The sequence below is a fragment of the Streptomyces sp. NPDC051105 genome, from assembly GCF_040682795.1.
Taxonomy (GTDB): domain Bacteria; phylum Actinomycetota; class Actinomycetes; order Streptomycetales; family Streptomycetaceae; genus Streptomyces.
This window is the reverse complement of record NZ_JBFBBR010000007.1, coordinates 363,649-388,080: the sequence shown is the minus strand read 5'-3', so window position 1 is coordinate 388,080 and position 24,432 is coordinate 363,649. Positions and strand designations below refer to the sequence as shown.

At 71.0% G+C, this 24,432-nt stretch carries 21 protein-coding genes; 13 read left to right on the top strand and 8 right to left on the bottom strand.

Annotated features, from left to right (window positions below):
* Window positions 1-10: 10 nt before the first annotated feature.
* The gene (locus AB0N16_RS20255) at window positions 11-847 is read right to left on the bottom strand and encodes an aldo/keto reductase (RefSeq protein WP_365798476.1); all 837 of its coding nucleotides are present in this window, start codon (window positions 845-847) and stop codon (window positions 11-13) included.
* Window positions 848-1,179: 332 nt separating this feature from the next.
* Here AB0N16_RS20255 and AB0N16_RS20250 point away from each other — a divergent pair, with 332 nt between their 5' ends.
* The 9 genes from AB0N16_RS20250 to AB0N16_RS20210 all read left to right on the top strand — a co-directional run bounded on the left by AB0N16_RS20250 (window position 1,180) and on the right by AB0N16_RS20210 (window position 11,645).
* Window positions 1,180-1,320 (top strand): pyrroloquinoline quinone precursor peptide PqqA, encoded by a 141-nt coding sequence (locus tag AB0N16_RS20250; protein ID WP_365798474.1) that lies wholly within the window; start codon window positions 1,180-1,182, stop codon window positions 1,318-1,320.
* Between the two features lie 8 nt (window positions 1,321-1,328).
* Window positions 1,329-2,066 carry a pyrroloquinoline-quinone synthase PqqC gene (gene pqqC / locus AB0N16_RS20245; protein WP_365798472.1) on the top strand — a complete coding sequence of 246 codons (738 nt, stop codon included), beginning with the start codon at window positions 1,329-1,331 and terminating at the stop codon, window positions 2,064-2,066.
* Complete coding sequence (gene pqqD, locus AB0N16_RS20240) at window positions 2,063-2,317, top strand: pyrroloquinoline quinone biosynthesis peptide chaperone PqqD (protein ID WP_365798470.1); 255 nt, start codon at window positions 2,063-2,065, stop codon at window positions 2,315-2,317. Before pqqC ends, pqqD begins: the two co-directional genes overlap by 4 nt.
* A 215-nt stretch (window positions 2,318-2,532) precedes the next feature.
* Window positions 2,533-3,663, top strand: a complete 1,131-nt coding sequence (gene pqqE, locus AB0N16_RS20235; RefSeq protein ID WP_365798587.1) for a pyrroloquinoline quinone biosynthesis protein PqqE — start codon at window positions 2,533-2,535, stop codon at window positions 3,661-3,663.
* Window positions 3,660-4,847: a glycoside hydrolase family 88 protein gene (locus AB0N16_RS20230; protein ID WP_365798468.1), complete on the top strand. Its 1,188-nt coding sequence runs from the start codon at window positions 3,660-3,662 to the stop codon at window positions 4,845-4,847. Before pqqE ends, AB0N16_RS20230 begins: the two co-directional genes overlap by 4 nt.
* Complete coding sequence (locus AB0N16_RS20225; RefSeq protein ID WP_365798466.1) at window positions 4,844-5,020, top strand: hypothetical protein; 177 nt, start codon at window positions 4,844-4,846, stop codon at window positions 5,018-5,020. Before AB0N16_RS20230 ends, AB0N16_RS20225 begins: the two co-directional genes overlap by 4 nt.
* A gap of 12 nt (window positions 5,021-5,032) precedes the next feature.
* On the top strand, window positions 5,033-8,263 hold the full coding sequence (locus AB0N16_RS20220; RefSeq protein ID WP_365798464.1) for a glycosyl hydrolase family 28 protein: 3,231 nt from the start codon (window positions 5,033-5,035) through the stop codon (window positions 8,261-8,263).
* The gene (locus AB0N16_RS20215; RefSeq protein ID WP_365798462.1) at window positions 8,260-9,603 is read left to right on the top strand and encodes a glycoside hydrolase family 27 protein; all 1,344 of its coding nucleotides are present in this window, start codon (window positions 8,260-8,262) and stop codon (window positions 9,601-9,603) included. The genes AB0N16_RS20220 and AB0N16_RS20215 overlap by 4 nt, the downstream gene beginning before the upstream one ends.
* An 11-nt stretch (window positions 9,604-9,614) precedes the next feature.
* A complete protein-coding gene (locus AB0N16_RS20210) occupies window positions 9,615-11,645 on the top strand; it encodes a PQQ-dependent sugar dehydrogenase (protein WP_365798460.1) in 2,031 nt (676 codons plus the stop codon).
* Between the two features lie 7 nt (window positions 11,646-11,652).
* Here AB0N16_RS20210 and AB0N16_RS20205 read toward each other — a convergent pair whose 3' ends face one another.
* Together AB0N16_RS20205 and AB0N16_RS20200 are read right to left on the bottom strand one after the other, a co-directional pair.
* Window positions 11,653-13,479 carry an AMP-binding protein gene (locus tag AB0N16_RS20205; RefSeq protein WP_365798458.1) on the bottom strand — a complete coding sequence of 609 codons (1,827 nt, stop codon included), beginning with the start codon at window positions 13,477-13,479 and terminating at the stop codon, window positions 11,653-11,655.
* Window positions 13,480-13,726: 247 nt separating this feature from the next.
* A complete protein-coding gene (locus AB0N16_RS20200; RefSeq protein WP_365798456.1) occupies window positions 13,727-15,226 on the bottom strand; it encodes an MFS transporter in 1,500 nt (499 codons plus the stop codon).
* 109 nt (window positions 15,227-15,335) lie between these two features.
* Between AB0N16_RS20200 and AB0N16_RS20195 the strand changes: the two genes are divergently transcribed.
* The gene (locus AB0N16_RS20195) at window positions 15,336-16,316 is read left to right on the top strand and encodes an AsnC family transcriptional regulator (protein WP_365798454.1); all 981 of its coding nucleotides are present in this window, start codon (window positions 15,336-15,338) and stop codon (window positions 16,314-16,316) included.
* Between the two features lie 56 nt (window positions 16,317-16,372).
* On the opposite strand, the gene AB0N16_RS20190 is transcribed toward AB0N16_RS20195, so the two are convergent.
* Window positions 16,373-17,248, bottom strand: a complete 876-nt coding sequence (locus AB0N16_RS20190) for a LysR substrate-binding domain-containing protein (RefSeq protein ID WP_365798452.1) — start codon at window positions 17,246-17,248, stop codon at window positions 16,373-16,375.
* 157 nt (window positions 17,249-17,405) lie between these two features.
* On the opposite strand from AB0N16_RS20190, the gene AB0N16_RS20185 reads away from it, so the two are divergent.
* Entirely contained in the window at window positions 17,406-18,455 is a 1,050-nt protein-coding gene (locus AB0N16_RS20185) for a bile acid:sodium symporter family protein (RefSeq protein WP_365798450.1), read from the top strand.
* Between the two features lie 141 nt (window positions 18,456-18,596).
* Entirely contained in the window at window positions 18,597-19,124 is a 528-nt protein-coding gene (locus tag AB0N16_RS20180) for an isochorismatase family protein (RefSeq protein ID WP_365798448.1), read from the top strand.
* Window positions 19,125-19,136: 12 nt separating this feature from the next.
* Here the strand turns inward: AB0N16_RS20180 and AB0N16_RS20175 are convergent, their stop codons facing one another.
* Window positions 19,137-19,856 carry an SDR family oxidoreductase gene (locus AB0N16_RS20175; RefSeq protein ID WP_365798446.1) on the bottom strand — a complete coding sequence of 240 codons (720 nt, stop codon included), beginning with the start codon at window positions 19,854-19,856 and terminating at the stop codon, window positions 19,137-19,139.
* Window positions 19,857-19,994: 138 nt separating this feature from the next.
* Here AB0N16_RS20175 and AB0N16_RS20170 point away from each other — a divergent pair, with 138 nt between their 5' ends.
* The gene (locus AB0N16_RS20170) at window positions 19,995-20,825 is read left to right on the top strand and encodes a LysR substrate-binding domain-containing protein (protein WP_365798444.1); all 831 of its coding nucleotides are present in this window, start codon (window positions 19,995-19,997) and stop codon (window positions 20,823-20,825) included.
* A 72-nt stretch (window positions 20,826-20,897) separates the two neighbouring features.
* On the opposite strand, the gene fdhD is transcribed toward AB0N16_RS20170, so the two are convergent.
* The 3 genes from fdhD to AB0N16_RS20155 are packed head-to-tail and all read right to left on the bottom strand — an operon-like array spanning window position 20,898 to window position 24,428.
* Entirely contained in the window at window positions 20,898-21,746 is an 849-nt protein-coding gene (gene fdhD, locus AB0N16_RS20165; RefSeq protein ID WP_365798442.1) for a formate dehydrogenase accessory sulfurtransferase FdhD, read from the bottom strand.
* A gap of 7 nt (window positions 21,747-21,753) precedes the next feature.
* Complete coding sequence (locus AB0N16_RS20160; RefSeq protein WP_365798440.1) at window positions 21,754-22,614, bottom strand: 2Fe-2S iron-sulfur cluster-binding protein; 861 nt, start codon at window positions 22,612-22,614, stop codon at window positions 21,754-21,756.
* Complete coding sequence (locus AB0N16_RS20155) at window positions 22,611-24,428, bottom strand: NADH-ubiquinone oxidoreductase-F iron-sulfur binding region domain-containing protein (protein ID WP_365798585.1); 1,818 nt, start codon at window positions 24,426-24,428, stop codon at window positions 22,611-22,613. The genes AB0N16_RS20160 and AB0N16_RS20155 overlap by 4 nt, the downstream gene beginning before the upstream one ends.
* Between the last annotated feature and the right edge of the window lie 4 nt (window positions 24,429-24,432).

Here is a 24,432-nt window from a genome sequence, read left to right as displayed (position 1 = left end):
CCATGTGCGCTCAGCCCATGTCGAAGGTGGCCGGGTCCGGGCCGATGCGGCGGTCCTCGTTGAGCGCGCTGATCGCCGCGAGGTCCTCGGTGTCCAGGCTGAAGTCGAACACCTCGATGTTCTCCTTGATCCGGGACGGCGTGACCGACTTCGGGATCACCACGTTGCCCAGCTGGATGTGCCAGCGCAGCACGACCTGGGCCGGGGTGCGGTTGTGCTTCTGCGCGATGGCGACGATCGCCGGCACCTCCAGCAGGCCCTTGCCCTGGCCGAGCGGGGACCAGGCCTCGGTGGCGATGCCCTGCTCGGCATGGAACTCCCGGGCCGCGTGCTGCTGCAGGTGCGGGTGCAGTTCGATCTGGTTGACCGCCGGGATGACCGACGTCTCCTCGATCAGCCGCTCCAGGTGCTCCGGGAGGAAGTTGGAGACGCCGATCGCCTTGACGAGGCCGTCGGTCAGCAGCTGCTCGAACGCCTTGTAGGAGTCGATGTACTTGCCCCGGGCCGGCAGCGGCCAGTGGATGAGGTACAGGTCCAGGTAGTCCAGACCCAGCTTCGCCAGCGACGCGTCGAAGGCGCGCAGCGTGGCGTCGTACCCCTGGTCGGCGTTCCAGAGCTTGGTGGTGACGAACAAGTCCTCGCGGGGGACGCCGGAGGCGGCGATGGCCTTGCCGGTGCCCTCTTCGTTGCCGTAGATCGCCGCTGTGTCGATGCTGCGGTACCCGGCCTCCAGTGCCGTGGCGACGGCCCGCTCGGCCTCGTCGTCCGGCACCTGCCACACACCGAAGCCCAGCTGGGGCATCTCGACGCCGTTGTTGAGGATTTTCGGGGGGACCTTGCTGCTCACGCGCTCTCGATCCTTAGGGTTGTCGACAGGTGACACTCCTATCGTCAACGATCAACGGCCGTGATGCATTCCTGAGCCCGGAATCCGCCGGAACCGAGCGGTGAGTCGGCCTCTGGAACGGAGATTGGCCGGAAATGCATCCGACCTTATGGGTCCGGACCATTGACCGCGGCCCGTTCCTGCCGAGACTCTGGTTCGCATCGTCGGACGTATCGCTGAACCCGGTACAGGGATGTGAACCATCCTGTGGGTTTTCCAGCGGATCCCTGTGAACGCGACTCCCTGTCTGCGCTCTGAGAGCCCCCCAACCTCAGGAAAGCAGGTATGCACCCATGAACGAGACGACCACCGAAGACCTCCAGGCAGAACCCACCGTTCTGCAGACATCCGATGAAAAGGTCTGGCGAAGCCCTGGTTATCAGGTCGTGGAGACCGCCCTGGAAGTGACCGGCTACGCCCTCGGCGACCGCTGACCCGCCCCGTGACCGTCACGAGCGTCCACGCCGGGACGACCGCCGGCCCCTGGCCGGTCACGGAGTTCACCGAACGGCTGCGGGCCGTCACCGCCGACCGCTACCACGACCGCCACCCCTTCAACCAGCGCATGCACCGGGGCGAACTGACCCCGGCCGAACTGCGCCGCTGGATCACCAACCGCTTCCACTACCAGCGGCACATCCCCGTCAAAGACGCCCTGATCCTCGCCAAACTGGACCGGCCGGCGCTGCGCCGCTCCTGGCTGCGCCGCATCCGCGACCACGACGGCACCGCGGTGGGTGAGGGCGGTATCGAAGGCTGGCTGCGCCTCGGCGAGGCGGCCGGCCTCACCCGTGACCAAGTGTGGGACAGCTCCCGGGTGCTGCCCGGGGTGCGCTTCGCGGTCGAGGGGTACGTCACCTTCTGCCGGGTAAGCCCCGCGCTGGACGCGGTCGCCGCCTCCCTCACGGAGCTGTCCGCGCCCGGCCTGATGCGCACCCGCGTCGCCGCCTTCGAACGCCACTACCCGTGGATCGACCCGGCCGGACTCGCCTACTTCCGCGGCCGCGTCGACCAGGGTGCCCGGGACGGCGAGGAGGCGCTCGGCCTGGTCCTGGGCTGGGCCCGCACCCGTGAGCAGCAGCAGCGCGCCGTCGCCGCGCTCGCCTACAAGTGCGAGGTGCTGTGGGCGCTGCTCGACGCCGTGGACCACGGGGACACCGGGGGCTGGGGCGGGTCATGACCTGGCGACCCGTACTCGCCCGCGCGGTCGTGCTGCGCCACGACCGGGTGCGCGGCACCGGCCTGTTGCTGCTGCCCGAGCGGGTGGTGGTCCTGCACGGCCGGGCCGCGGGGGTGCTGCGCCTGTGCGACGGCAGCCGGGCGGTGGCGGACATCGTCACCGAACTGTCCGCGAGGTTCCCGAACGCCCCGGTCGCCACCGAAGTCCCCGAGTTCCTCACCGCGTTACGGAGAGAGGGGTGGCTGAAATGACCACGGCCCGCCCGGACAGGGATCCACCTGCGGCGAACACCGCCGAGCGGGGTGCGGGCCGGCACCCACCGATCCCGGTCGATCCGGGCGGGGGGCGAGCTTCGCCGGCCCTCGTCAGGTCGGGTGGGGGACCCGTTCCGTCGGCTTTCGTCGAGTCGGCCGGAGGGTGGGTCTCGCCGGCTCCCGGCGGGTCGGGTGGCGCGCCGGAGTCACGGATCCCCGTCGAACCCGGCGGAGGAGCAGGCTCGCCCGCTTCCGGCGCGTCCGGCGGCGGACCGGCCGATCCACCCCCTGTCGCCCCGCCCTGGGCGTTGCTGGCCGAGCTCACACATGCCTGTCCCTTGCGCTGCGGGTACTGTTCCAACCCGGTCAGACTGACCGGTCGGTCAGCTGAGTTGGGGACCGGACAGTGGGCGGAGGTGTTCCGGCAGGCCGGTGAGCTGGGCGTGGTGCAGACCCATCTGTCCGGCGGTGAGCCGCTGTTGAGGCGGGATCTGCCCGAGCTGGTCGCCGCCGCCGACACCGCCGGCCTCTACACCCAGCTCGTCACCAGCGGGCTCGGACTGAGCGAGCGCCGGCTGGCCGGGCTGGTGGGCGCCGGGCTGCGCAGTGTGCAGCTGTCCGTGCAGCACCCGGAACCGACGGCCGCCGAACGCATCGCCGGCGCCCGCTCGTTCGCGGCCAAGGAGCGCGCGGCCCGGCTGGTCCGGGCGGCGAGCCTGCCCCTCGGTCTCAACGTCGTCCTGCACCGGGGCAACCTGGACGCCGTCGAGGATCTGATCGCACTCGCGGTGGCGTGGGGCGCGGACCGGATCGAGCTGGCCAACACCCAGTACCACGGGTGGGCGGCCCGCAACCGCGCCGCCCTGCTGCCACTGCCCGGCCAGGTCGAGCGGGCCCGGGAGACGGTCCTTCGCTGGCGCCGGCGCCTGGACGAACCCGAGCTGGTCTGGGTCGCCCCCGATCTGGCGGGCGGCACGGCGAAGCCCTGCATGGGTGGCTGGGGCCGGATCTCGCTCACCGTGGCCCCCGACGGCACGGTCCTGCCCTGCCCGGCCGCGGCCATCCTGCCCGGCCTGGACCCGCCGAACGTCCGGGAGCGCGAACTCGCCTGGATCTGGCGGGAGTCGAAGGCCTTCAACGCCTACCGGGGGGAGTCCTGGATGCGCGAGCCCTGCCGGGGCTGCGCCCTGCGCACCGCCGACTTCGGCGGCTGCCGCTGCCAGGCGTACGCGCTCACCGGAGACGCCCGCAACACCGACCCGGCCTGCCGCCACGCACCGGGCCACCGTGCCGTACCCCTCCGGCGGACCACCGCGGCCGCCTACCGAGAAGGAGGACCATGAAACGCCTACGAGCCGTCCTGGCGGCCGTCGCACTCACCACCGCCACGGCGGCCACGCTCCCCGCCGCCGTATCCCCGCCCGCCACAGCGGCCACCGCGGTCAGGCCCGCCACCGCCCCCGACTGGTCCACCGCGGTCGTCGACTCCACCATGGCCCGCTACACCCCGAGCACCATCGGCGGCTGGTCCTACCCGGTCGGCCTCTACCTCTACGGCCAGTACCTCACCTACCAGCGCACCCACGACCCCCGCTACCTCGCCTACCTCAAGAGCTACGTCGACCGGTTCGTGAGGAGCGACGGCTCGATCGACCAGTCGTTCAACAGCCTGGACGGCATGCAGGCGGGCCGGCTCCTGGTCATCCTCCACCACGAGACCGGCCAGGACCGCTACCGCAAGGCCGCCAAGAAGATCCGCGACCGCCTGAACACCTACCCGCGCACCGGCGACGGAGGCTTCTGGCACGCGGACAACTCCAGCCGCGCGCACCAACTGTGGGCGGACGGCGTCTACATGGTGAACCCGTTCCTCGTCGAGTACGGCAAGGAGTTCGGGGACAGCGCGTACGCCGACGACGAGGCGGCGAAGCAGCTCGCCGTCTACGGCGGCCACCTCCAGGTCGCGAACGGACTGCTCAAGCACGCCTACGACGAGTCGAAGAGCGCGAGTTGGGCGGATCCGGCGACCGGGCTCGCGCCCGAGCACTGGTGCCGTGCCGTCGGCTGGTACGCGATGGCGATCGTCAACGTGCTGGACGCCGTCCCGGCGGACCAGTCGCGCCGACCCCAACTCCTCGCCATCTTCCGGAAACTGGCGGCGGGTCTGGAGAAGTACCAAGATCCGGCGACCGGGCGCTGGTTCCAGGTGATGGACAAGGGTGGGCGCGGCGACAACTGGACCGAGACCTCCTGCTCCAGCATGTTCACCTACGCCCTGTCCCGCGGCGTCCAGCAGCACTACCTCGACCCGCACTACGCGGATGTCGCCCGCCGCGGCTACCAAGGCGTGCTCGCCGAGCTGTCCGTCGGCGCGGACGGCCGCACCGACCTGGCCGGCATCTCCATCGGCACGAACGTCGGCGACTACGCGTACTACGTCGCCCGCACCCGGGCCACGAACGACTTCCACGGCCTCGGGGCCTTCCTGATCATGAATGAGCAACTGCGAGGTGATTCAGTGTCATGATCACGACATTCAGTCGGCCGGTCCTCGGAGCCGCCCTCGCCCGTGCCGCCGTCGGGCTGCCCGCGACCACCGCACACGCCGCGGGCGTCCACCGCTCCCTCGTCGACACCTCGGGCTCCCCGCAGGACGCCTACCTCCCGCTCACCGATCTCCACGGCCACCAGCTGGTGTGAGGAACCGTCACCGTGAAACCCCCCACTGTCGCGCGGCACAGGGCTGCCGCGATCGTCCTCTCCGTCCTTGCCGTCGTCCTCGGGCTCTCCCGTCCAGCGGCCCTGGCATCCCCGCACACCGCGCCCCGCGCCGCCGTCTACGACGTACGTGATTACGGTGCCAGGGGTGACGGCTCGGCCAACGACACCCCGGCCATCGACAAGGCCGTCGACGCGGCCGCTTCGGCGGGCGGCGGCACCGTCCGTTTCACCGCCGGCACCTACAAGTCCAAGAACACCATCCACATGAAGAGCCATGTGACGCTCCAGCTCGACCGGGGCGCCACCCTCCAGGGCTCCAGCGCCGACACCTACGACAAGGCCGAGCCCAACCCGAACGACGCCTACCAGGACTACGGCCACAGCCACTTCCACGACGCGATGATCTACGGCGACAAGCTCACCGACATCGGTTTGGTCGGCCAGGGCGTCATCGACGGCGCCGGCAACCTGATCACCGGCAACCCGAAGTCCGGCGAGGCCGACAAGATCATCTCGCTGACCCGGTGCGACGGACTCAGGATCGGCGACGGCCTCACCCTGCGTCGCGGCGGCCACTTCGCGGCCCTGATCAACGGCTGCACGAACGTCACGTCCGACCACCTGACCATCGACACCGCGAGCGACCGCGACGGCTGGAACATCATCTCCACCACGAACGTCACGGTCACCGACGCGAACATCAAGGCCAACGACGACGCCCTGGTCTTCAAGAGCGACTACGCCCTGGGCGCGAAACTTCCCAACGGACACGTCCGGGTGCGCGATTCCTCCCTGTCGGCCAAGTGCTGCAACGCCCTGATGTTCGGCTCCGAGACCTGCGGGGACTTCGCGGACTACCAGTTCGAGAACATCCGTATCGAGGGCGCCGACAAGTCCGGGCTCGGCATGGTCTCCATGGACGGCGCGAAGATCTCCGACGTCCACTACAAGGACATCACCATGACCGGAGTGCACTCCCCGATCATGGAGAAGATAGGCACCCGCAGGCGCTGCGGAAACAGCCCGGGCATCGGCTCGATCAGCGATGTGACGTACGAGAACATCACGGCCACCGGCAACAGCCCCTCCTTCAGCCCGACCCTGTGGGGCGAGAACGGCCACCGCATCAGCGACGTGACCTTCGACAACGTCGACCTCACCGTCCCCGGCGGCAACGGCTCCATGTCCACCGGAGTGCCGAGCAACGACCCGAACGACTACAACCCCAAGACCATCGGCACCCGCCCGGCCTACGGCTGGTACCTGCACAACGCCGACCACGTCCGGTTCACCGACAGCAGCGTGAAGTTCGCGGCGAACGACGGCCGTCCCGCGGTCATCGCCAACGCGGCGAGCGACCTCCGCCTCACCCGCTTCACCGCCCAGAAGGGCAGCAACTCTCCGTACGACGTAGTCCTCCAGGACGTCACGGGCGCATGCCTGACGGACAGTCACAACACCTCGGGCGGAGCGCTCCGCGTCTCCGGCAGCCAGGACTGCGGTGCGGCGACGCGGCCGCTCGACCTGGAGAACCCGCGCCAGGACTTCCTCCGCAACTCCGTCGGCGGGCTCTTCCTGCACTGGGGCGAGCGCACCGCGCCCGCCCATACCGGCTGCAGCGCCTGGGAGAACGACGTCACGAACGGCGGCTGGACCCCGGACTACTGGGTGAACGAGGCCCAGAAGCTGCACACCCGGTACCTGGTCCTCGCCACCTTCCACAGCCGCCTCGGCTACGCTCGCCCCTGGCCGTCGAAGATCCCCGGCTCCTGCTCCACCCGCCGGGACTTCCTCGGCGAGCTGATCACCGCCGCCAAGGCCAAGGGCATGAAGGTCATCCTCTACATGACCGATGACCCCCAGTGGCACGACGAGGGCGGCCACGAGTGGCTCGACTCGGCCGCCTACTCCGCCTACAAGGGCAAGGACGTAGACCTCACCACCCGCGACGGCTTCGGCCAGTTCAGCTACGACAACTTCTTCGAAATCATGGACCGCTACCCCGACCTCGGCGGCTTCTGGATCGACAACGACAACGCGTACTGGGAGAGCCACGACCTCTACCGGCAGATCTACGAGAAGCGCCCGAACTACACGCTCAGCAACAACAACGAGGACACGCCGATCATGGACATGATCAGCAATGAGCAGAAGACGGGGATGACCCCGGCCTACGACTACCCGCAGGCCGTCTACACCGCCCCACCTCGCCTGACCGAGGCCGACTTCAAGCTGCCCTCGACCGGCGCCTGGTGGTACGACGGCTCCGACCCGGCCGTCGACCGGAAGCTCACCCTCGGCCGCCTCGTCACCAACGCGGGCTCCTCGGTGAAGGCCCTGATGGCCGAAACCGCCCAGGTCAACGGCAAGTTCCCGGCGAACCAGGCCGCCTTCAACAACTTCGCGAACTCCTACCTCGACCCCATCTGGGAATCCCTGCACGGCACCGAGGGCGGCGGCTATATGTACGGCGGCCTCAAACCCGGCTTCTGGAACGACGGCGCCCACGGTGTGACGACGATCGCCAAGGACGACCCGGACCGCCAGTACGTCCACGTCCTGACCCCGCCGTCGACCAGCACCCTGCGCATCCGCGACAACGGCTACCGCATCGCCTCCGTGACGAACCTCCGCACCGGCAAGGCGGTCTCCTGGTCGCAGTCCGGCGGCGTGCTGACCCTGACCGGGCTCGGCGACTGGGACCCGTACGACACCGTCTTCAAGGTCACCACCGCCGGCCGCCAGGACATCCTCTCCGGCGTCAAGGTGACCGCGAGCGCGGCGGCGAGCGGCCACGCCGGCTCGGCCGCCGGGGACGGGGACCAACTCACCTACTGGGACAACGGCAAGACCCTGCCCGTCAACCTCACCTTCGACCTCGGCTCGGCCAAGAAGGTGCAGTACCTCGGCCTCAACCAGCGCGAGGACTCGGTCGCCTACGCCCGCTCGGACACCGAGCAGTCGGCGCGGATCAAGGACTACAAGGTGTACGTCAGCAACGACGGCACCACCTGGGGGAGCGCGGTCAAGTCCGGGCAGCTGCCCAGCCGGCGCGGCATCCAGGGCATCGACCTCACCGCCACCACGGCCCGCTACGTCCGCCTGGAGGTGGACTCCACCTGGGCCGCCGCCACCGACACCACCCGCTACCAGCGACTGAGGGTCGACGAGGCGTGGATCGGCACCGCCTACGCGACACCCGTCACCGGAGGACGCCCGTGACCAGGACCAGAAACCTCACCGTGGCGGCCGCCGCGCTGCTGCTCGCGGCGGCGGTGCCGCTGCTGCGCCCCGGCCACCCGGCCCCCGCCTCCGACAACGGCCAGGCGGTGCGCCCCGCGATGGGCTGGAGCAGCTGGAGCTATGTGCGCCGGTGGCCCACCCAGGCCAAGATCGAGGCCCAGGCCGACGCGCTCGCCGCGAGCGGCCTGAAGGACCACGGCTTCGTCCAGGTCAACCTCGACGACTTCTGGCAGAAGTGCGACGCGAACGGCTTCACCGTCGACTCCTATGGCCGCTGGGCCGTCGACACCGCCAAGTTCCCCGACGGCATCAAGGCCCTCGCGGACTACGTCCACGCCAAGGGCCTGAAGTTCGGTTTCTACGTCACGCCCGGCATCGCCAAGAACGCCGTCACCCGAAACACCCCGATCGAGGGCACGTCGTACCACGCGAAGGATATCGCGGACACCTCGAAGACCGAGAAGAACTACAACTGCAAGAACATGTACTACATCGACTACTCCAAGCCGGGCGCCCAGGAGTTCGTGAACTCCTGGGCGAAGCAGTTCGCCTCCTGGGGAGTCGACTACCTGAAGATCGACGGGGTGGGCAGCCAGGACATCCCCGACGTCCAGGCCTGGTCCAAGGCCTTGCGCGTCACCGGCCGCCCCATCACCTTCGCGCTCTCCAACAACCTGGCGATCGCCGACGCCCCGACCTGGCGGTCCCTGGCCAACAGCTGGCGCACCCAGGGCGACGTCGAGTGCTACTGCGGGCCCGGCGACAACGGCAGCGGCTACCCGCTCACCGACTGGTCGCACGTCGCCGCCCGCTTCAACACGGCGGCGAGCTGGCAGCAGTACGCAGGACCCGGCGGCTGGAACGACCTGGACTCGCTGGAGATCGGCAACGGCGATCAGGTGGGCCTCACCGCGGACCAGCGGCGCTCCCACTTCACCCTCTGGGCGATGGCCGCCGCCCCGCTGCTCCTCGGCACCGACCTCACCCACCTCGACACGGTCGACAAGGCCATGCTCACCAACGACCGGCTCATCGGCGTCGACCAGGACGGGGTGGCCGCGAAACGGATCGTGAACAGCGGGGCCAAGCAGGTCTGGAGCAAGAAGGAGAGCGACGGCCAGTACGTCGTGGCCCTCTTCAACACCGGCACCTCCGGTAACTCCACGGTCAGCGTGGACTGGTCCCAGGTGGGCTTCACCGGCTCCGGGGACGTCACCGACCTGTGGTCCGGCTCCCACAAGGGCACCGTCGCCACCACCTACAGCGCGACCCTGCGTCCGGGCGAGACCCGGCTGATCCGCGTCCGGCCGCTCGGTTGAGGAGGACCCTCATGACATCGAGAACCCTACTGTCCCGCGCCCTGCCGCTGGCCCTCGCCGTCCCGCTGGTCACCCTGCTGCCGGGGACCGCGCGGGCGGCCACCGACTACCAGGCCGAGGACGCGGCGATCTCCCAGGGCGCGGTCGCCAGCAACCACACCGGATACACGGGCACCGGCTTCGTCGACTACACCAACGTCAAGGGCTCGTACGTGGAGTTCACGGTGAGCGCGACCGCCGCGGGCACTTCGGCGCTCACCCTCCGCTTCGCCAACGGCACCGCCGTCGACCGGCCGATGGACATCTCCGTGGGCGGCACGGTCGTCGCGTCCGGCGTCTCCTTCCCGGCCACCGCCGACTGGAACACCTGGGCGACCAAGACGGTGAACGTCCCGCTGACCGCGGGCAGCAACAAGATCCGCGCCACCGCCAACACCGCGAACGGCGGCCCCAACCTGGACCGGATCGGCATCGGCACGGCGGCCGACACCCAGGCCCCGACCCGCCCGGGCCAGCCGTCCTGCTCCGACATCGGCGAGGACGCGCTCACCCTCGTCTGGGGCGCCGCCACCGACAACGTGGGCGTGACGGCGTACGACCTCTACGAGCACGGGAACAAGATCGGTGAGGCGTCCGGGAGTTCGACCTCGAAAACCCTCACCGGGCTCGCCCCGAACACCACCTACGACCTCACCGTCATCGCCCGCGACGCGGCCGGCAACACCTCGCCGGCCAGTCCCGTCGTCGACTGCACGACCAAGCCGAGCAGCGACAGCACCCCGCCCACCGCCCCCGGCACCCTGTCCGCGACCGGCATCACCGCGAACACCGCCGACCTCTCCTGGGGCGCGTCCACCGACGACCGGGCGGTGACCGCGTACGACATCCGCAGCGGGACCACCGTCTACAAGACGGTCACGAGCGGCACGACCACGACCCTCACCGGCCTCGCCTGCGACAGCCCGTACACCCTGGACGTCGTCGCCAGGGACGCGGCCGGAAACGTCTCCCCGCCGAGCAACGCCGTCACCTTCACCACCAAGGCCTGCGCCACCGACGGTGGGGTCCCCTCCTCCATCGCCACGCTCTCCAGCGGCTGGACCATCCCCTGGGGCACCTACTGGATGCCCGACGGCAAGACCGCGCTGGTCACCGAGCGGGACGACTTCCGGGTCTGGAAGGTGACCAAGGACGGTACCCGGACCCAGGTCGGGACCGTCCCGAACGCCGTCACCACCAACGGCGAGGGCGGCCTGCTCGGCGTCGCCGTCGACCCCAAGTGGGAGACGAACCACTACGTCTACTTCATGCACACCGCGGACGAGGGCAACCGGGTCGTGCGCATGACCTACGACGGCAGCACGCTCGGCGACTACAAGATCCTGCTCCAGGGCATCAAGAAGAACCGCTACCACAACGGCGGCCGGCTCCTCTTCGGCCCCGACGGCTACCTCTACGTCTCGACAGGGGAGGCCCAGACACCGGACCTGGCGCAGGACAGGAACTCCCTCAACGGCAAGGTCCTGCGGATGACGACCGACGGGAAACCGGCCCCCGGCAACCCCTTCGGCAACTACGTCTACAGCCTCGGCCACCGCAATCCGCAGGGCCTCGCCTTCGACCGCAACGGGCGGCTCTGGGAAGCCGAGTTCGGCAACAGCTCCAAGGACGAGCTCAACCTGATCAAGCCGGGCGCCAACTACGGCTGGCCGACCTGCGAGGGCCCCTGCTCGGTCGCCGGGATGACCAACCCCAAGGCCACCTGGAACGTCTCCGAGGCCTCCCCGAGCGGCATCGCCATCGTCCGCAACGTCGTCTACATGGCCTCGCTCCGCGGCGAACGGCTCTGGCGCATCCCGATCAACGGCGACACCGAGAACGTCGGCACCCCGACGGCGTACTACGTGGGAACCTACGGCCGGCTGCGGACCGTGACCAAGGTGCCGGGCGCCGACCAGCTGTGGCTGTCCACCACCAACTGCGACAACAACGGCAACGAGCCGGACGGATCGGACAAGATCTTCCGGGTCGGCATCAGTTGACGGGACATCAGGCCCGGTAGAGGGCCTCGACCTCGTTGGCGTAGGCGTTCTCGATCGCCTTGCGCTTGAGCTTCAGCGACGGGGTCAGCAAGCCGTGTTCCTCGGTGAACGGCTGGGCGAGGATACGGAAGGTACGGATCGACTCGGCCTGTGAGACCAGGGTGTTGGCGGCCACCACCGCGCGCCGCACCTCGGTCTCCAGGTCGGCGTCGCGCACCAGCTGTGCCTCGGACATCCGGGGCTTGCCGCGCATCTGCAGCCAGTGCTCGACGGCCTCGGTGTCCAGCGTGACCAGGGCCGCGATGTAGGGGCGGTCGTTGCCGACGACGATGCACTGGTTGACCAGCGGATGGTCGCGCACCCGCTCCTCCAGGACACCGGGGGAGACGCTCTTGCCGCCGGAGGTCACCAGGATCTCCTTCTTGCGGCCGGTGATGGTGAGATAGCCGTCCTCGTCCAGGGAGCCCAGGTCGCCGGTGGCCAGCCAGCCGTCGTGCAGGGTGGCGTCGGTGGCCTTCTGGTTGTTGAGATAGCCCTGGAAGACATGGCCGCCGTGCAGCCAGACCTCGCCGTCGTCCGCGATGTGCACGGTGGTGCCCGGGACGGCCTGGCCGACCGTGCCGTAGCGGGTGCGCTCGGGCGGGTTGGCGGTGGCGGCCGCTGTCGACTCGGTCAGGCCGTAGCCCTCGTAGATCTGCACGCCCGCGCCGGCGAAGAACAGGCCGAGCCTGCGGTCCATCCCCGAGCCGCCGGACATGGCGTTGCGGATCCGGCCGCCCATCGCCGCCCGCACCTTGGAGTAGACGAGCTTGTCGAAGAGCTGGTGCTGCATGCGCAGGGACGCCGACGGGCCGGGTCCGGTATCCCACGCCTTCGCCTCGACGGCGTCCGCGTACTTCACCGCGATCTCCACCGCCTTCTCGAACGGGCCGCCCTTGCCCTCCTTCTCCGCCTTCCGCCGGGCCGCGTTGAACACCTTCTCGAAGATGTACGGCACGGCCAGGATGAACGTGGGCCGGAACGCGGCCAGATCGGGCAGCAGCGCGGCCGCGTTCAGCTGCGGCTGGTGGCCGAAGCGCACGCCGTGCCGGATCGCGGCCACCTCCACCATGCGGCCGAAGACGTGCGCGAGCGGCAGGAAGAGCAGGGTGGAGACCTCCTCGCCCTTCTTCGCACGGAACACCGACTCCCAGCGGCCGACGACCGTGTCCGCCTCGAACATGAAGTTTCCGTGCGAGAGCACACAGCCCTTCGGGCGGCCGGTGGTGCCCGAGGTGTAGATGATCGTGGCGACCGAGTCCGGGGTGACCGCCTGCCGATGCCGGTGCACGACCTCGTCCTCCAGGTGCGCGCCCGCGTCGTACAGCTCCTGCACCGCGCCCGAGTCCAGCTGCCACAGCTGGCGCAGCTGCGGCAGCCGGTCGATGACGGTGGCGATCGTCATCGCGTGGTCCTCGTGCTCCACGATCGCGGCCGTGCACTCGGCGTCGTACAGCATCCAGAAGCACTGCTCGGCCGACGACGTGGGGTAGACCGGCACCACCTGGGCACCGATCGTCCACAGGGCGAAGTCGAACAGGGTCCACTCGTAGCGGGTGCGGGACATGATCGCGACCCGGTCGCCGAACCGGATGCCGCGCGCCAGCAGCCCCTTGGCGAGGGCCAGGACCTCGTCGCGGAACTCGGCCGAGGTCACGTCACGCCACTGGCCGAGATCGTCCTTGCGGCCCAGGGCGATGTGCAGCGGGTCCGTCAGGGCATGCTCGAACACACAGTCGGCCAGACCGCCGACCGGCGGTGCCGACGCCAACGGCGGGTTGGTGAACTCGCGCAAACCCCGCTCCCGCTTCTCGCTCCCCAGTCACGCTCCGCACAGCGCCGTGAAAGCTACCCCACCGGCAGACCGTTCGGGAGGGGGTGCGAAAACGAGCATTGCTCTCGTATGTGCCCGCCGGTGCCTGGAAAATACCCTCACATGGGGAAGGGTCGGACAGAATCCTTACGGTTGAGTAAGTTCCGCCTCCGTAATCTCCACTGAATCTGTACGACCCGATTACCGCCCCCGGCCGGTTACCGGCCGGTCAGGCACGCGGCAGTGCCGTGTCCTCCGAGGACTGCGCCGCCGGCGCCGTTTTTGTCACTGGGCCGTCCACGCGCGGGGCCCGGACCAGCACCAGGACCAGCGCGCCCGCCACCACCGAGGCACCCCCCAGCACCAGCAGGGCACCGTTCAGCCCCGAGGCGAAGGCCGAGCGCAGGGTGTGCTCGGCGAAGGTCCCGCGCAGTGCTCCGGCGCCGCCGCCCGCCAGTGTGTGCGCGGCGTCGTGCGGGAGGGCGCCGGTCATCCTGGAGGTCACCACGGTCCCGGAGACGGCGACCCCGAGCGCGTACCCCAGCTGCCGGACCGTGTTCACCGCACCGCCCGCCATCCCGGCCCGCTCCGCGGGCACCGCGGCCAGCGCCGCGCCCGCGACCGTCGGCGACACGAGCCCCGTGCCCACACCCACCAGCACGAACCCCGGTATCAGCGCGGTCCAGGAGGAGCCCGCGCCCAGCACCGCCTGGCAGAGGTCGCCCGCGCCGATCAGCAGCAGCCCGCCGCCGACCGTCAGCCGGGCCGGCGCCCCGTGCAGCAGCCGCCCCACCAGCACCGCGACCACCATCGCCGCCACCGTCATCGGCAGCAGTGTCAGGCCGCCCCGCACCGGGGTCATCCCGAGCAGGGTCTGCATCCAGATCGACACGTACGGCAGCGCCCCGAACGCGACCCCGCTGAACGCGAACGCCCCCACCATGACTCCGGTGAACGACCGCCCGCGCAGCAGCGACAGCTCCAGCAGCGGATGCGCGGCCCGCCGTTCCGCCAGCACGAACATCAGCAGCCCCAGGGCCGCGGCGGCGAACGCGCCGAGCGCCGCCGAGGCCGTCCAGCCGTCCTCCCCGGCCCGTACGACCCCGTAGGTCACGCCACCGGCGAACAGCGCGAACGCGGCCGTACCCGCCCAGTCCACGCGCATCCCCCGCGGTCCCCGCGACTCCGGTACGACCCGCAGCGTCAGCCACACCGCGGCCACACTGACCGGCAGGTTCACCAGGAAGATCCACCGCCAGCCGGGCCCCGCCGTCAGCAGCCCGCCGACCACAGGACCGACCGCCGCGGCCCCGCCGCTCACCGCACCCCACACGCCGAGCGCCGCCGATCGCTGCCGCCCCTGGTAGACCGAGCCGAGCAGCGGCAGTGTCGTCGCGAACATCGCGGCCGCGCCCACCCCCTGCACGGCCCGCGCCGCCACCAGGGTCCCCGGCCCCGGCGCCAGCCCGCACAGCAGGCTGGCCGCGGCGAACAGCACGACACCGGCCACGTGCACCCGGCGGCGGCCGAGGATGTCGGCCGCCGCCCCCGCCCCCAGCAGCAGCGCGGCCAGCGCCAGGGCGTACCCGTCCACCACCCACTGCAGGTCGCTCAGTGACGCGTGCAGTGACGCCGCCATGTCCGGCAGCGCCACCACCACGATCGTCACGTCGAGCAACAACATGAACGTTCCCAGACATACCGCGGTCAGCGGCCCCCACCTGCGCATCTCTTCACTCCTCGGCCGAATGGCTTGCTGTCGCTCCGTACCATGGGGTCAGTCCGGCCGATCAGGTCGGTGCAGCCGGGGTGATCGGCCGAATCCGATGGGAGAGACCATGCTGACGCTGGAATCCGACACGTTCGACGACCTGGACCTGCGGCTGCTCAGCGCGCTGGAGGCCGACGGCCGGGCCTCCTTCAGCCGGATCGGGGCGGTGCTCGGCGTCTCCGACCAGACGATCGCCCGCCGCTACCGCAGACTGTGCGCCGAGGCCGGGCTGCGGGTGGTCGCCGTCCGGGACCCCGAACGGCTCGGCCAGGACCAGTGGATGCTCCGGCTGCGCTGCGCGCCCGACGGCGCCACCGTCATCGCCGAGGCCCTCGCCAAGCGCCCCGACACCGCCTGGATCGGGCTGGCCTCCGGCGGCACCGAGATCGCTTGCATGACCCGGCCGCGCCACCCCGGCGACCACGACGACCTGCTGCTCGGCAAACTGCCGCGCACCCCCAGCGTGGTGGAGATCCGCGCCCAGCAGCTACTGCACCGGTTCTACGGCGGGCCGTCCGGGTGGGTGCTGAAGTTCCGGGCGCTGACGGACGACCAGGTCGCCGCGTTGCGCCCGGCGGCCCCGGAGTCCGACGGGCCGGTGCGGCTGGAACCCGAGGACGCTCCGCTGCTCGCCGCGCTGGAGCGGGACGGGCGCGCGACCTACCCGGAGTTGCAACGGGCGACGGGACGGTCCGAGTCGTCGGTGAAGCGCCGGCTGGCCGCGCTGCTCGCCTCCGGGGCGGTGTACATCGACGTCGAGTACCGGTCCGAGGTGCTGGGGTTCTCGAAGTGCGCGCTGCTGTGGATCACCACCACGCCGGCCACGATGCACTCCGTCGGCCAGGCGCTGGCAGGGCATGACGAGGTGGCGTTCGCCGCGGCCACCGCCGGGCCGTCGCACGTCGTGGTGACGGCGGTGCTGCGAGATACGGCGCATCTGTACGCGTATCTGAGCGGCCCGGTGGGGCAACTGGAGGGGGTGCAGCATGTGGAGGCCATGCCGTTTTTGCGGAGGGTGAAGCAGTTGACGTATCAGGGGCCGTGGTGAGTCCGCGGGGCGGTGGCGGCCGGTCTCGTCCACGCGGCGGCAGCCGCACTTCCGATTCAGCCTCGCGCCCGTGCGGGCCGCAACCGCGCGCCTCCTTTCAGGATCGCGGCCGCCAGTGCGTCCGCCGCCGCCTGTGCCGGTGTGCGTCTCGGGCCGTGTACGACGACGAAGTCGACCTTGCCCAGTTCCGGGAGGCCCGCCCGGTCCGGGACACGGAACAGCCCCGGCGGGACCAGGCCCTTCGAGTGGGCCATCACGCCCAGGCCCGCCCTCGCCGCCGCGATCAGCCCGTTGAGGCTGCCGCTGGTGCACACGATGCGCCACTCGCGGCCCTGGCGTTCCAGCGCCTCCAGGGCCAGGGCGCGGGTGATGCCCGGCGGGGGGTAGACGATCAGCGGGACCGGGCGGTCGGGGTCCAGCCGGAGCCGCTCCGCACCGATCCACACCAGGTCGTCGTGCCAGACCAGCTCGCCCAGCGGATCCTCCGCGCGCCGCTTCGCCAGCACCAGGTCCAGCTTCCCGGCGGCCAGCTGCTCGTGCAGGGTGCCCGACAGCTCCACCGTCAGCTCCAGGTCGACCTCGGGGTGGTCGGAGCGGAAGCCCTCCAGGATCTCCGGCAGCCGGGTGAGGACGAAGTCCTCGGACGCGCCGAACCGGAGCCGGCCGCGCACCCTGGTCCCGGTGAAGAAGGCCGCCGCCTGCTCGTGCACCTCCAGGATCCGGCGGGCGAAGCCGAGCATCGCCTCGCCGTCCTCGGTCAGCTCCACCGAGTGGGTGTCCCGGGAGAACAGCTGGCGGCCGACCGCGTCCTCCAGACGGCGTACGTGCTGGCTGACCGTCGACTGGCGCAGTCCCAGGCGGCGGGCGGCCTGGGTGAAGCTGAGTGTCTGGGCCACCGCGAGGAAGGTCCGCAACTGCGAAGGGTCATACACTCGACCATGTTATCGCGGAACGCGATGGCAGTCAGAGTGGTATGCCGGATTCCCGATCACCTGCCGGAGGAGGACGATGGAGGGGGGCCTTCCGGCCACCGGCGAGAGCCCGGCACGCGCCGGCCCGACACCATTGACCGACCGCAAGTGGAGCACCGTGAACCGCCTGAGCTGGCCCCGTTGGATGCCGATCGACCCGTACGTCCTGCTGTTGCTCGGGACGGTAGGCATCGCCGCGCTCCTCCCGGCCCGGGACACCGCCGCCGACGTGGCCTCGGGTGCGTCCACGGCCGCGATCGCCTTTCTCTTCTTCCTCTACGGCGCCCGGCTCTCCACCCGCGAGGCCGTCGACGGACTGCGGCACTGGCGGCTCCATGTCACGGTCCTGGTCTGCACTTTCGTGATCTTCCCGGTGCTCGGCCTGGCCGCCCGCGGCCTGGTGCCCGTGCTGCTCACCCATCCGCTCTACCAAGGGCTCCTCTTTCTCACCCTGGTGCCCTCGACCATCCAGTCGTCGATCGCCTTCACCTCGATCGCCCGGGGCAACGTGCCCGCCGCGATCTGCGCCGGCTCCTTCTCCTCGCTGATCGGCATCGTCCTGACCCCGCTGCTCGCCGCCGCCCTGCTCGGCAGCAACGGGGGCGGCTTCTCCGCCGACTCGATCGTCAAGATCGTCCTCCAGCTGCTGGTGCCGTTCGTCGCCGGACAGCTGCTGCGCCGGTGGATCGGCGAGTTCATCGCCCGGCACAAGAGAGTCCTCGGCCTGGTCGACCGCGGCTCGATCCTGCTCGTCGTCTACACCGCGTTCAGCGAGGGCATGGTCCGGGGCATCTGGCACCAGGTGAGCGCCGTCCGGCTGGCCGGGCTCCTCGCCGTCGAGGCGGTACTGCTCGCCGTGATGCTCGTCCTGACCTGGTACGGCGCCAAGGCGCTCGGCTTCGGCCGCGGCGACCGCATCGCCATCCAGTTCGCCGGGTCGAAGAAGTCCCTCGCTTCCGGACTGCCCATGGCCAGCGTCCTGTTCGGCGCCCATGCCTCGCTGGCCGTGCTGCCCCTGATGCTCTTCCACCAGATGCAGCTCATGGTGTGCGCGGTCATCGCCAAGCGCCGCGCCCACGACCCGGAGGCCCAGGAGGATCCCGTGCCCCCGCCCGCCGCCGCGGCGGAGTCACGGTCGGCCGTCGGTACCGGGACCTCGGGCCGCTGAGCGGCCGGCCCGGGGCGCGGCCGCTCCGAGGCCGCCCCGGAACCCGGTCACCGCTGTCGTCGGCTGCCGAACGCGACCCGTTCACGGGCCTGTTGATCCGGATTTCCGGTACGGACGGCTGATGACGGCTAACGTTCCGTCATGACCGCACCCCTGGCGCTCGACCCGGCGCGCACCGCTCTCGTCCTCGTCGACCTGATGGACCGCATCGTCGCGCTGCCCCTGGAGCCCCGCAAGGGCACCGAAGTCCTGCACACCGCCGAGGAGCTGGCCCACGCCTTCCGCGCGGCCGGCGCACCCGTGGTGCTCGTCCGCGTCGAACGGCCCTCCCTCGCCGAACAGCCGCCGGGCAGCGGACTCGTCGCCGGACTCAGGAAGGAGGGTGACGTGGAGATCGTCAAGCAGACGATCGGCGGCTTCCAGGGCACGGAACTCGACGCCCGGCTGCGCCGGCTCGGCGTCACCCGGCTGGTGTTCGGCGGCATCGCCACCAACCTCGGCGTCGAGTCCACCGCCCGCGCCGCCGCCGACCTCGGCTACGACCTGGTCTTCGTCGAGGACGCCATGGCCGCCCTCACCGGCGCCGAGCACGAGGCGTCCGTCCGGCTCGACTTCCCGCGCCTCGGCACGGTCGTGACCGCCGCCGCCGTCCGCCTCACCCCCGCCTGACCGCCTGATCGCTCAGACCAGCGTCCCGCCGCCGTCCACGACCACCACCGACCCGGTGCTGTACCCCCCACGCATCAGGTATAGGTACGCCTCCGCCACATCCGCCGGCTCGCCCATCCGCCCCACCGGCAGCGACTCGGCGGACGACCGGAACAGCTCCTCCCGGACCGCCTCCGGCAGCTTCCGCCACAGCTCCGTCCGCACCACCCCCGGCGAGACCACGTTGACCCGCACCGGCGCCAGCTCCACGGCCAGCGCCCGGGTCAGCGACTCCATCGCCCCGCACAGCGCCGACGCGACGCTCGAACCGGGCAACGGCCGCTGTCCCGCCGTACCCGTGGTCAGCACCACCGAACCCCCGGGGCGGATCGACCCGGCGCCGTACTTCACCGCCGCGTACGCACCCCACAGCCGGGTGTCCAGGAAGGTCCGGGCGGCCGCGATCTCCGTGTCGGCCACGGTCTCCAGCAGGAGCGAGTCACCGGCCGTGTACACCAGGTGGTCGTAGGCTCCGACCCGCGCGAAGAAACCGCGCACCGCGTCCTCGTCCGTGGCGTCCAGTACCCGCCCCTCGGCGCCCTCCGGCAGCACCTTCAGCGCCGCGTCGACACTCTCCTGCCGTCGCGAGGCGACGACCACCCGCGCGCCCTCCCGTGCCGCGCCCTCGGCGACCGCGAGCCCGATACCCGAGGTACCCCCGATGACGACGACACGCTGTCCCTGCAGACTCATGGCTGATCCCTTTCCACGCCGGTGTTCCGTCCCGTTCGGACACCTCCAGCCTGTGGTCCCGCTGCATCGGCCGTCCAAGACCTCTTTCGACGGTGGCGATACCCTGAAGACATCGCCACCCGGGAAGGAGCCGCGGTCATGGACCTGGATCTGCGCAAGGTCCGCTACTTCACGGCGGTCGCCGAGCTCCTCCACTTCGGCCGGGCGGCGGACCGGCTGCACATCGCCCAGCCCGTGCTGAGCCGTCAGATCCGCGCCCTGGAGAAGGACTTGGGGGCCGAGCTGTTCGTACGGGACAGCCACGGCGTGACCCTGACCGACGCGGGCCGCCAACTCCTCGAAGACGCACGGCAGTTGCTGGCCGTCGCCGACGGAACCCGGCGCCGGGTCGTGCAGGCCGCGCGGGGCCGGCGGCGCCTCGTCGTCGGTTTCCGGGCCGGTGTCGTGGTCACCGAGGCGCTGCGGGCCTTCACCGCCGGCCACCCGGACGTCGAGGCGCGCGCCCGCCGGGTCGAGTGGGACGACCAGGAGCAGCTGATCCTCGACGGCACCGTCGACATCGCCTACGTACGGCTTCCGGTCCGGGAGGAGGGGCTCGAACTGCGGCCCCTGTACAGCGAGCCCCGCGTGGCCATGCTCCCGGACCGGCACCGGCTCGCCGGAAAGCAGGAGATCTCCCTCTCGGACCTCGACGGCGAGCAGTGGCTGCGCTACAACGACCCCCGGCCCGGCGACCTGCCGCTGCGCACCATCGAGGAGAAGTTCGAGTGCGTGGCCGCCGGCACCGCCATCACGATGGTGCCCCGCTCGGCCGCCGAGCAGTACTCCCGCCCGGACATCGTCTACGTCCCGGTCGTCGACGCCGAACCCGACCGGGTGCTGCTGGCCTGGGCGGCCGGCCGCCGCTCCCCGCTGGTCGCCGCGTTCGCCGAGGCCGCGGCGGGCGTCGGGGCGCCCGGCTCCGACTGAGGCGGGGCCCCTGCGGCGCAGGGGGCGCTCCCCGCCGGTCGGGGCCCCGCCGCCGTGCCGCGGGGAACCTCGTCAGCCCTGGGCGGCCGCGGTCCGCAGGGCGATGCGGTCCTCGCCCGCGTACACGTTCATGTTGGGGCCCCGCAGGAAACCGACCAGGGTCAGCCCGGTCTCCGCCGCCAGGTCCACCGCCAGCGAGGACGGCGCGGAGACCGCCGCGAGCACCGGGATGCCCGCCATCACGGCCTTCTGCGCCAGCTCGAAGGAGGCCCGCCCGGAGACCAGCAGGATCGTCCGGGACAGCGGCAGGTCACCGTTCTGAAGGGCCCGGCCGACCAGCTTGTCCACCGCGTTGTGCCGGCCCACGTCCTCGCGGATGTCCAGCAGCTCGCCGTCCTCCGTGAACAGGGCCGCCGCGTGCAGCCCCCCGGTCCGGTCGAACACCCGCTGGGCCGCACGGAGCCGGTCGGGGAGGCTCGCGAGCAGCTCGGGTCCGACCCGGACCGGGGGAGTGTCGGCGATCGGCCAGCGAGCCGTCGTACGCACCGCGTCCAGGCTCGCCTTGCCGCACAGCCCGCAGGACGAGGAGGTGTAGACGTTCCGCTCCAGGGTGAAGTCGGGGAGCTCGACGCCCGGCGAGGTCCGTACGTCGACGACGTTGTAGGTGTTGGAGCCGTCGACCGTGGCGCCCGCGCAGTAGACGATGTTCTGGAGGTCGGCGGCGGCCGCCAGCACCCCCTCGCTCACCAGGAAACCCGCCGCCAGCGCGAAGTCGTCGCCGGGTGTGCGCATGGTGATGGCCAGGGGTTTCCCGTTGAGTCTGATCTCCAGCGGTTCCTCGGCGACGAGCGTGTCCGGCCGGGCGGAGACCGCTCCGTCGCGGATGCGGATGACCTTGCGTCGTTCCGTGACTCGTCCCATGGTCTGATCAGCCCCGGTTCTGTACGTGCTGGTAGCCGAAACGGCCCTTGATGCAGAGATTGCCGTGGGTCACCGGGTTGTCGTGCGGCGAGGTGACCTTGACTATCTCATTGTCCTGCACGTGGAGCGTGAGGTTGCAGCCCACACCGCAGTACGCGCACACGGTGGTCGTTTCCGTCTGCTTCGACTCGTCCCAGGTACCCGCCGCCCGCATGTCGAACTCCGACTTGAACGACAGCGCCCCGGTCGGACACACCTCCACGCAGTTCCCGCAGTAGACGCAGGCAGAGTCGGTCAGCGGGGCGTCGTGCTCCACGGCGATCCGGGCGCCGAAGCCCCGCCCGGCGACCGAGATCGCGAAACTGTTCTGCCACTGGTCGCCGCAGGCGTCGACGCACTTGTAGCAGAGGATGCACTTGTCGTAGTCGCGTACGTACAGATCGTTGTCGACCCTCGGCTCCTCGTTCAGGCGGGCCGCGTCGGGGCCGAAGCGGTCCGGTTTCGCCTCGTACTCCTTGATCCACTCGGCGACCCGCGGGGTCGTCGACAGGTCCACCGAGGACGCCAGCAGCTCCAGGACGATCCTGCGGCTGTGCCGGACGCGCTCGGTACCGGTGCGTACCACCATTCCCGCCTCGGCCTTCCGGGAGCAGGCCGGCACCAGGGTCCTCGACCCCTCCACCTCGACCACGCACACCCGGCAGGCGTTCTTCGGGCGCAGGGTGTCGCCCTCGCACAGCGTCGGGACGTCCTCCCCGGCCGCCCGGCAGGCGTCCAGGATCGTCGAGCCCTCCGGGACCCGGGCCTCCCGGCCGTCGAGCGTGAACTCCAGCAGCCGGCGCGGGATCCCCAGCGGTGTCACGGTCATGCGTACGCCCCCAGACGGTCGATGGCGGATTCCACGGCGTTCCACGCGGTCTGGCCGAGACCGCAGATCGAGGCGTCCCGCATCGCCCGGCCGACCTCGCGCAGCAGCGCGATGTCGTCGGCCGCGCCGGCGCCGGTGCGCTCGGCGATCCGGTGCAGCGCCTCCTCCTGCCGGACCGTCCCCACCCGGCACGGCACACACTGCCCGCAGGACTCGTCCCGGAAGAACTCCGCGATGCGGAGCAGGAGCCGGGGCAGCGGCACGGTGCCGTCGAAGGCCATGACCACACCCGAGCCGAGCGTGGTGCCCGCCTCCCGGGTGCCCTCGAAGGTCAACGGGATGCCCAGTTCGTCCGGCCGTACGAAGCCGCCGGCGGCCCCGCCGAGCAGCACCGCCCGCAAGTCGTCCCGGACTCCGGCGAGTTGCAGCAGCTCGCCGAGCGTGGCGCCGAAGGGGAGCTCGTAGACACCGGGGCGGGCCACGCTCCCCGACACGCAGAACAGCTTGGGTCCGGTGGACCTGGCGGTCCCGATCGCCGCGTAGGCCGGGGCCCCCATGGTCAGGATCGGCAGGACGTTGACCAGCGTCTCCACGTTGTTCTCGACCGTCGGCCTGCCGAACAGTCCCTTCTCCACCGGGAACGGCGGCTTCGAGCGCGGCTCGCCCCGGTACCCCTCGATGGAGTTGAACAGGGCCGTCTCCTCACCGCAGATGTACGCCCCGGCACCGCGCCGGATCTCGATGTCGAAGGCGAAGCCCTGACCGAGGACGTCGTCACCGAGCAGACCGCGGGCGCGGGCCTGGCCGATCGCGTGCCGCATACGGTGCACCGCTCGCGGATACTCACCGCGGATGTACAGGAAACCCCGGTGCGCGCCGATCGCGTACGCCGCGACGGTCATCGCCTCCACCAGCGCGTATGGGTCGCCCTCCAGGAGCACGCGGTCCTTGAAGGTGCCCGGCTCGGATTCGTCGGCGTTGCAGACGAGGTAGTGCGGGCGGTCCGGCTGGGACGCCGTGGCCTGCCACTTGCGGCCGGTGGGGAAGGCGGCGCCACCGCGTCCGACCAGGCCGGAGTCGGTGACCTCGCGGATGACCCCGGCGGGCCCGAGGGCGAAGGCGTGACGCAGGGCGGTGTAGCCGCCGTGGGCGCGGTAGTCGTCGAGCGAGGACGGGTCGACCACGCCCACCCGCTTCAACAGGGTCAGACCCTCCTGTCCCGCCTGCGGTACGGCCGTCGCGGCCGGCGGCTCCTCGGGGGCCGAGTCGGGCGCGGTGGCCGCGAGGACGGCCGTCCTGACCGTCGCCGGGGCCGCAACCGCCGTACGCACCGGGTCCCCGGCCCGGATCGCGAGGGCGGCCGGGGCCCGCTCGCACAGGCCCAGACAGGGGCTGCGCTCGACGTGCACTCCGGGACCGAGACCCGCCGCCACCCCGGCGCACAGTTCCGGCGCCCCGGCCGCCGTGCACGCCAGGTCCGTGCAGACGTGCAGGACGGTCGCCGGGCGGGGTCTGACGGAGAACATCGCGTAGAAGGTGGCCACGCCGTAGGCCTCGGCCGGCGGGACCGTCAGGCGGCGGCACAGATAGTCGATGGCGCCCTCGCTGATCCAGCCGACGCGGTCGTTGATCGCGTGCAACCCCGGCAACAGTAGGTCGCGGCGGTCCCGGGCGGGGCGCCCGCCGCGTGCCCACCGCAGATCCGCGTCGGAACGGTCGGCGCCCTCCCAGGAGGACTCCGGAGGGCCGAGCAGGGCGTCGACGGCGGCTCGTTCCTCGTCCGTCGGTTTGCTGTCGCCGAAGTGCAGGTCCACCTGC

Excerpts from the sequence above, each read along its gene's own strand:
- AB0N16_RS20175 (WP_365798446.1), bottom strand. The coding sequence starts at position 19,856 with ATGAGTCTGCAGGGACAGCGTGTCGTCGTCATCGGGGGTACCTCGGGT.
- AB0N16_RS20170 (WP_365798444.1), top strand. The coding sequence starts at position 19,995 with ATGGACCTGGATCTGCGCAAGGTCCGCTACTTCACGGCGGTCGCCGAG.
- AB0N16_RS20230 (WP_365798468.1), top strand. The coding sequence starts at position 3,660 with ATGAAACGCCTACGAGCCGTCCTGGCGGCCGTCGCACTCACCACCGCC.
- AB0N16_RS20195 (WP_365798454.1), top strand. The coding sequence starts at position 15,336 with ATGCTGACGCTGGAATCCGACACGTTCGACGACCTGGACCTGCGGCTG.
- AB0N16_RS20200 (WP_365798456.1), bottom strand. The coding sequence starts at position 15,226 with ATGCGCAGGTGGGGGCCGCTGACCGCGGTATGTCTGGGAACGTTCATG.
- AB0N16_RS20210 (WP_365798460.1), top strand. The coding sequence starts at position 9,615 with ATGACATCGAGAACCCTACTGTCCCGCGCCCTGCCGCTGGCCCTCGCC.
- AB0N16_RS20250 (WP_365798474.1), top strand. The coding sequence starts at position 1,180 with ATGAACGAGACGACCACCGAAGACCTCCAGGCAGAACCCACCGTTCTG.
- AB0N16_RS20180 (WP_365798448.1), top strand. The coding sequence starts at position 18,597 with ATGACCGCACCCCTGGCGCTCGACCCGGCGCGCACCGCTCTCGTCCTC.
- fdhD (WP_365798442.1), bottom strand. The coding sequence starts at position 21,746 with ATGGGACGAGTCACGGAACGACGCAAGGTCATCCGCATCCGCGACGGA.
- AB0N16_RS20160 (WP_365798440.1), bottom strand. The coding sequence starts at position 22,614 with ATGACCGTGACACCGCTGGGGATCCCGCGCCGGCTGCTGGAGTTCACG.
- AB0N16_RS20225 (WP_365798466.1), top strand. The coding sequence starts at position 4,844 with ATGATCACGACATTCAGTCGGCCGGTCCTCGGAGCCGCCCTCGCCCGT.
- pqqD (WP_365798470.1), top strand. The coding sequence starts at position 2,063 with ATGACCTGGCGACCCGTACTCGCCCGCGCGGTCGTGCTGCGCCACGAC.